1 protein-coding gene is annotated in these 7,912 nt (G+C 72.4%); it reads left to right on the forward strand.

All coding sequences use genetic code 11. The features are described from left to right. A partial coding sequence (locus tag AC27VN_RS25840) for a filamentous hemagglutinin family protein (protein ID WP_490878372.1) occupies window positions 1-7,912 on the forward strand: 7,912 nt, incomplete at both ends.

Genomic DNA, 7,912 nt, shown 5'->3' on the forward strand with positions numbered 1-7,912 from the left:
TGCCCGAGGCGGTGCAGCACATGCACGACATCACGCTGACGCAGGTCCGCCCCGGCAGCCGCCTGCCCGCCGACCTGGCACCCGGCCAGGCCGACCGCAGCCTCGCCGTCGGCGACACCCGGCTGGGCATGGACCAGGTCGTCGCCGGTGGCTTCGACGCCCTGACCCTGGGGACGCAGGACCTGTTCGTGTTCCAGGGCGACATCGACCTGTCGCTGGGCCGCAGCCTGAATCTCAAGGGCGGCGTCTACACCGTGGACGCCGCCACGCCCGACGCCCGCGTGAACCTGCGCGCGCCCTATGTGCGCCTGGACGGCGGCTACCCGATCCGTCCCGACGACCAGCCATGGGCCGGCTCGGTCGGCTTCTATTCGCCCGGGCTGATCAACAAGGAAGGCGCGCTCATGGCGTCGAGCGTCAGCGGCACCAGCGCGCTGACCATCGAAGCCTCGCTGATCGACCTCTACGACACCCTGCTCTCGGGCACGGGCGGGATCCAGGGCGACGGCGGGGGCCTGCTGAACGTACCGTCTCGACCCGTGGACCTCCCGGGTTTCGCCAGCCTCAACCTGAAGGCATCGGGCGACGTGCGGCTGGGCAACACCCGGCTGTACGCGAGCGGCGACATCGCCATCGAGTCGGCGCAGCTCTATCCGATGAGCGGGGCCAGCGCGACCATCCTCGCGGGGCGCATCACCGTGCCGAACGAATTCGGCAACCCGATCGAGCAACTCGATTCGCAGCGCACGCTGACCCTTCGCTCCAGCGGGCAGGACGCGCCGATGCCGGCCTCGGTGTTCGGCAAGCTGCTGCTGCGCGCCGGCACGGTGGACCAGGGCGGCACGCTGCGCGCGCCGCTGGGCACCATCACCATCAACGACAGTCCGTCGCCGCTGGGGGCGCCGCTGAACGAGAAGGCCACGGACGACACCACGGTGGTGCTGCGGCCGGGCAGCGTGACCTCCGTCAGCGCCGCGGGCCTGGTCATGCCCTACGGCGGCACCACCGACGGCCTGGACTACCGCGGTGCCCCCGTCTTCACGGGCCTGCCCGGCGGCGTCAAGGACGGCGGCGAGCTGCTCTCGGGCATCAGCCTGGGCGGCCAGCACGTCGTGGTCGAGGCGGGCGCGACGCTCGACGTGTCGGGCGGCGGCGACCTGCGCGGCCAGGGCTTCGTCACCGGGCGCGGCGGTTCGGTCGATGTGCTGGCCACGCCGCTGTACAACGCCAATCCCGCGGGCAACCGCTACAGCGCGGCTTCGAACCAGGTCTATGCGGTGCTGCCCGGCTATGCCTCGGCCTACGCGCCCGTCATCGCCGACAAGGGGGCCGGCGATCCGGCCATCGGGCGGCAGATCCAGATCGGCGCCGGCGTGCCCGGCCTTCCCGCCGGCACCTACACGCTGCTGCCCTCGAGCTATGCGCTGCTGCCGGGCGCCTTCCGCGTCGAGGTCGCCACCGGCCCGTCCGCGACGCCGGGGCTGGCGCGGCAACCCGCCGTGGCCGTGCCCAACGGTTCGTGGCAGACCAGCGGCGTGCTGTCGCTGGCCGGCACCGGCATTCGCGACAGCCTGCCCACTGCCGTGCTGGTGACGCCGGGCGCCGCGGTGCGCCGGTTCTCGCAGTACAACGAGACCAGCTACTCGGACTTCGCCATCCAGCAGGCGGCCCGCTTCGGCCGCGTGCGGCCGCTGCTGCCGGCCGACGGCAAGATCCTGCGCTTCGACCTGATGCGCTCGGACGCGGGCGGCGACGCGCTCAGCTTCGAGGGCCAGGCGCTGATGGGCGGCGCGCCGGGCGGCGGGGCCGGCCGCGTGATCGTGACCGGCAACGCGGCCATCGACGTCACGGCCGATGGCGCCACGCCCGTGCCGGGGCGCATCACGCTCGCGGCGAGCGACCTCAATGCGATGAATGCCGCGTCGATCTCCATCGGCGGCTGGACCAGCTATTTCGACGGCAACACCAACCAGAGCGACAGCCCGCGCGTCTACTTCACGATGGGGGGCGCGGGCACGGTCCACGTGGGCGAGGGCGCGGCGCTCAAGGCCGGCCAGATCTTCCTGATCGGCAACGACCTGTCGGTCGACACCTCGGCCGTGCTCGACACCCGCGGCTTCGCCGACCCGGCGGCCGACTCCAGCCTGGGCTACCTCTATGCCAACTTCCTGGCCCCCACGGCCAGCGGGCCCGCGGTGCTGGCGGTCGCCAACGGCTTCCTCGACTTCCTGCCCGCGCAGGGCACGGGCCGCATCCGCGTGGCCGACGGCGCCAGCCTGCTGACCACCGGCACGGTCGCCTTCCTGGCGCCGGGCGACCTGAGCCTGGGCAACGTCAACCTGGGCGCGCGCTTCGTCACGGTGGCGCAGCACCAGATCAACATCGGCAACGACGCGGCGCTGGCGCAGGCCGATGCCGCCGGCGTGCTGCCCACGGGCTGGCGGCTGACGCAGGACGTGCTCGCACGCCTGCTGCGGCCCGCCACCGACAGCGGCCTGCCCGCGCTGGAACGGCTGGCGCTGACCGCCGACACCCTCAACTTCTACGGAACGGTCACGCTCGACACCGGGGAGTCGAAGGCGCAGCTGGCCATCAACACGCCGGCCTTCTACGGCTGGGGCAACGCGGGCGACGAGGTGCGCCTGGTCACCGACACGCTGGTGTGGAACGGCGTGCGCTCGGGCCTGGGAACGACCACGTCGCCTTATGCGAGCGCGGACCCTGTGGCGACCGTGCCCGGCGGTCCGGGCTCCGGCGCGGGCCACCTGGTGCTGGACGTCAACACGATGATCTTCGGCTACGACGCCCATGCCCGCGCGCAGAGCCAGACCGCGCTCGACCGCGTGGCGCTGGGCTTCGCCGACGTCACCATCGACGCCGCCCAGGCAGTGACCGCCAACAACAAGGGCTCGCTGTCGGTGGGCCTGACGCGCGATGCCTCGGGCACGCTGCAGGGTGGCGCGCTCGACATCCGCACGCCGCTGCTGACGGGTGCCAGCGGCGCGACCATGCGCTATGCGGCCGGCGGCGACATCCATGTCGCGCTGCCCGAGGGCGCGACGGGGGGCCGCACGAGCGAGGTGCAGGACCTGGGCGCCTCGCTGGCCTTCAGCGGCCGCAAGGTGACGCTGGACACCGCCATTGCCTTGCCCACCGGCAAGCTCGACGTGCAAGGCACGGGCGACATCGTCTTCGGCGCGAATGCCGCCATCGACCTGAGCGGGCGCCACGTCACGTTCTACGACGTGTCGCGCGATTCCTGGGGCGGCGCGCTGACCGCGACCAGCACGGGCGGCAGCATCGCGCAGCAGGCCGGGTCGACCATCGACGTCTCCGCCGCCGCGAGCGACGCGGGCTCGATCCAGGCGAGCGCGCTGGCCGACGGCGCCACCGTGCAATGGAACGGCACGCTGCGCGGCAGCGGCGGGCAGGGCTTTGCGCAGGGCAGCTTCATCGAGCAGGTGGGCGCGCTCGACAACGCCGGCTTCGCCGCCCTGAACACGCAGCTCAACGACGCCGGCTTCACCGCGCTGCGCGGCTTCCGCATCGCGCATGGCGACCTGGCGGTCGGCGACGGCGTGCGCGCGAACAGGATCGCGATCGTGCTCGACGACGGCAGCCTGACGGTGAACGGCAAGCTCGATGCATCGGGCCGCGGGCCGGGCAGCATCGCGCTGACCGCCAGCGGCGACCTGACGCTGGGGGCCTCGTCGGTGCTGGACGTGCATGCCACGCAACTGGCCGTCGACAGCAACGGCCAGCCGATCGACGCCTCGAACCGCGCGCACATCGCGCTGAGCTCGACGCGCGGCAGCGTCACGCTGCAGCCCGGCGCCACGCTGGACCTGAGCACGCCCGACGGCATCGCGCGCGGCCAAGTGGAGATCGCCGCGCCGCGCCGCGGCCCCGATCCCGCCGATGCGTCCCGCGACAACGACATCGCGATCCAGGCGGCCGGCCCCTTGAACATCCGCGGCGCCGCCTCCATCGCCGTGGTGGGCTTTCGCACCTACACGCTGGCGGACGGCACGGTCATCGACCAGCAGCTGCTCGACGGCATCGACGTCGACAGCCGCCGCTTCATCGACGCGGCATGGGCCAACGACGGCCTGCAGGGGCGCCTGGCCGGCCTGCGCGCCTACGGCGCGGCCTATCACCTGCGTCCCGGCGTCGAGCTCGACGGCACGGGCAGCCTGTCGACCCAGGGCGACATCGACCTCTCGGGCTACCGCTACGGCCCCGGTGCCGACCCGGCCCTGCGCGGCTCGGGCGAGCCGGGCGTGCTGGTGCTGCGCGCCACGGGTGACCTGAAGATCAACGGCAGCATCAGCGACGGCTTCGCGCCGCCCGGTGCCTCGCCCGACGACAACGGCTGGGGCGTGCAACTGCCGGTCGGCACCCTGACCAGCGCGGTGAACATCCCCACCCCCGTGACGGTGCAGGCCTTCACCTTGTTCCCGTCCGATGCCACCCTGAACTTCGCGATCACGATCACCGATCCGGGCTTCTTCTACAGCATCGCCGTCAACCCCAACGCGACCCTGCCGGCGGAGGCGCAGGTGCTCGAGGCCTTCTTCTCCTACGACACGGTGGCGACCGCCAATGTGTACAACGCCGACGGCTCGGTGCTGTACCGCAAGGGCGAGGTCATCCCCGCGCAGACCGTGCTCAACCAGGGCCAGACCTTCGGCGCCGGCTTCAACGTGGGCATGGGATCGGTCGTGCTGTCGTCCATCACCATCCCGGCAGGCGCGCCGCTGGGTTTCCTGACCAACGGCGCCTTGCTGACCGAGGACTTCACCGTGCCGGCCGGCTCCGTTCTTCCCGTCAACACCGTGGTGCAGGGCTACGTGGGCGGTGCCATCGCGCCGACGCGCCCGGTGGGGCCCGACGGCACGCAAGGCCGGCAATGGGCGACGGCGCCGATGCTGGCGCCGGGCATGCAGTCGTGGTCGATGCGGCTGGTGGCGGGTGCCGACCTGGGCAGCGCGGACACGCGCGCGCTGCACACGGCGAGCCAACTGGCGGGCATGGGCAACATCACGCTGGAAGACGCGCACCTGATCGGCCTGGCATCGCCCGTGGTCTCGATCGGCAGCAGCGTGATCCGCACCGGCACCGGCGACCTCGAGCTGCTGGCCGGCGGCAACTACGTGCAGAAGTCGCCGTTCGGCGTCTACACCGCCGGCACCGCCATCGACGGCGCGGCGAGCGCGCCGTTCAACCTGGACCGCGGGCTGCAGACCGACGGCACCGTGCTCGGCGCGGCCAACGGCGCCTACGAGCCCACGCTCAACGGCACGCGCATGTGGATGCCCACGCAGGGCGGCGACTTCACGCTGGCCGCGCAAGGCGACATCCTGGGCTTCCAGGCCCGGGACAGCCAGTCGATCGGCACCTGGCTGTGGCGCCAGGGCGGCGCGGGCCTGGACCAGCCGACCGCCTGGGGCATCAACTTCGGCACCTACTCCTTCAACAGCGCCGCGCCCTTTCCCCAGTTGCTGGAGCTGCCCGCCTTCACGGGCGTGGGCACGCTGGGCGGCGGCAACGTCACGGTGCGCGCGGGCGGCAACATCGGCCTGCCCGACGGGGCGACGCTGGGCGAAGGCAACCGCAGCCTCGTCGTGGCGGCGGCCGGCAGCGGTCGCGTGGTGGACGGGCAGCTGCTGCAGACCGGCGGCGGCGCGCTCGACGTGAGCGCGGGCGGCCAGATCAACGGCGGGATGTTCGTGGGCCTGCGCGGCGATACCACCGTGACGGCCGGCAGCGTGGGCAGCGAACGGCTGCAGGGCTATGGCTATCGCTTGCGCGACCAGCGCCCGCTCGACCCCTACACCCCCTATGCCAGCCGCTCCAGCGGCGAGGCCAGCTTCGCGCCGGGCGACGGCGCGGTGCGCGTGCGCACGCTGGGCGACCTGGCGGTCAACACCTTCACCGATCCCGGCCGCGACACGCCCGTCAGCGAAACCGCGGGCACCAACGCGGACGGCATCACCGGCTTCGGATCGACCTGGTTCACCCTGTGGACGCCGGCCACGCAGATCGACCTGGTGTCGGCCGGCGGCAACCTCACGCCCATCGTCAAAAGCGGCAACGTCGTGCCCTCGGTGCTGCGCGCGGCGGCGCTGGGCGGCAGCATCTACTACGCGACCGGCGGCGAGGTGCTGCTGATGCCGTCCTCCCACAGCGCGCTCGAGCTGCTGGCGCGCGACCTGATCAGCGGCGATGCCGCCAACAACGTCTCCAACGGCTCCTCGCCGATCGCCATCCTGGGCGCCTCGGCGAACAGCATCGCCACCCCGCTGAATCCGGCCTGGCGCCTGGGCGGGGAGCTCGACAGCCGCGGCCGCAAGGTGCTCGACTCCAACTACTGGGGCAACGCCGATACGCCGCTCGACCGCGTGGTCATCGAAGGTACGATGTTCATGTTCGGGCCCAACAACGTCGTCGACGACAGCACGCTCGGCGGCCAGGGCACGCGCATCTATGCGCTGAAAGGCGACATCGTCGGCATCCAGTCGGGACGGATCTACATGACCGACGCGCTCGCCACGGGCGGCCTCTCGATGCCGTACTACCAGTCCGCCGGTCCGCTGCGCATGGTGGCCGGCGGCGACATCGTCGACACCCGCGGCCTGATCGTGCAGAACGGCGCCAACGACGTGTCGCTGATCGCGGCGCAAGGCAGCGTGCTGTTCACCGGCTGGACGATCGCCGGCCCCGGCTCGCTCGAGGTCTCGGCGGGCGGACAGATCTACCAGGGCAGCCAGGCCAGCCTGACCAGCCTGGGCCCGCTGGTCCCCGGCGACACGCGGCCGGGCGCGGGCATCACGTTGCAGGCGGGCCTGGGCGCGGGCGCGCCGGGCGAGGGCACGGTCGACTACACCGGCTTCGCGCGGCGCTATCTCGACGCAACCCGGCTCGCCGCCACCGGCCAGCCGCTGGCCGACCAGCCCGGCAAGGTCGCGCGCACCTACGAGGCCGAGCTGGCCCAGTGGCTGGGCCAGCGCTACGGCTATGCGGGCCCGGGCGGGGCCGATGCCCTGGCCTACTTCCTCGCCTTGCCCGCCGAGCAGCAGCGCATCTTCGTGCGGCAGGTCTATTTCGCCGAGCTCACGGCCGGCGGCCGCGAGTACAACGACGCCGACAGCCCGCGCTACGGCAGCTACCTGCGCGGGCGCGATGCCATCGCCACGCTGTTCCCCGACACCGACGCGGCCGGCCAGCCGATCCGGCGCGCGGGCGACATCACGCTCTACCAGGGCGTGGACAGCAACGCGGGCATCCGCACGGTCGTGGGCGGCGGCATCCAGACCCTGGCGCCGGGCGGCCAGACCGTCGTCGGCGTGGAGGGCGTGACACCCTCGATCAAGGAGGACGCGGTGCCCGCGGGCCTGCTGACCCAGGGCGAGGGCAGCATCCAGATGTACAGCCAGGGCAGCATCCTGCTGGGCCTGTCGCGCATCATGACCACCTTCGGCGGCGACATCCTCGCGTGGTCGGCCACGGGCGACATCAATGCGGGCCGGGGCTCGAAGACCACCGTGGTCTACACGCCGCCCAAGCGCGAGTACGACACGCTGGGCAACGTGAAGCTGTCGCCCAACGTGCCGAGCACCGGTGCCGGCATCGCGACGCTCGATCCGATTCCGGAAGTGCCGCCGGGCGACGTCGACCTGATCGCGCCCTTGGGCACCATCGACGCGGGCGAGGCCGGTATCCGCGTCTCGGGCAACGTGAACCTCGCGGCGCTGCAGGTGGTGAACGCGGCCAATATCCAGGTCAAGGGCGAATCAGCCGGGCTGCCGGTGGTGGCGTCGGTGAACGTGGGCGCGCTCACCAACGCGAGCGCGGCCGCCTCGCAAGCCGCGATGGCGGCGCAGGACACGGTGCAGCGCGAACGCACGGCCGC

The sequence above is a fragment of the Variovorax sp. 20P10.2.4 genome (assembly GCF_058244205.1).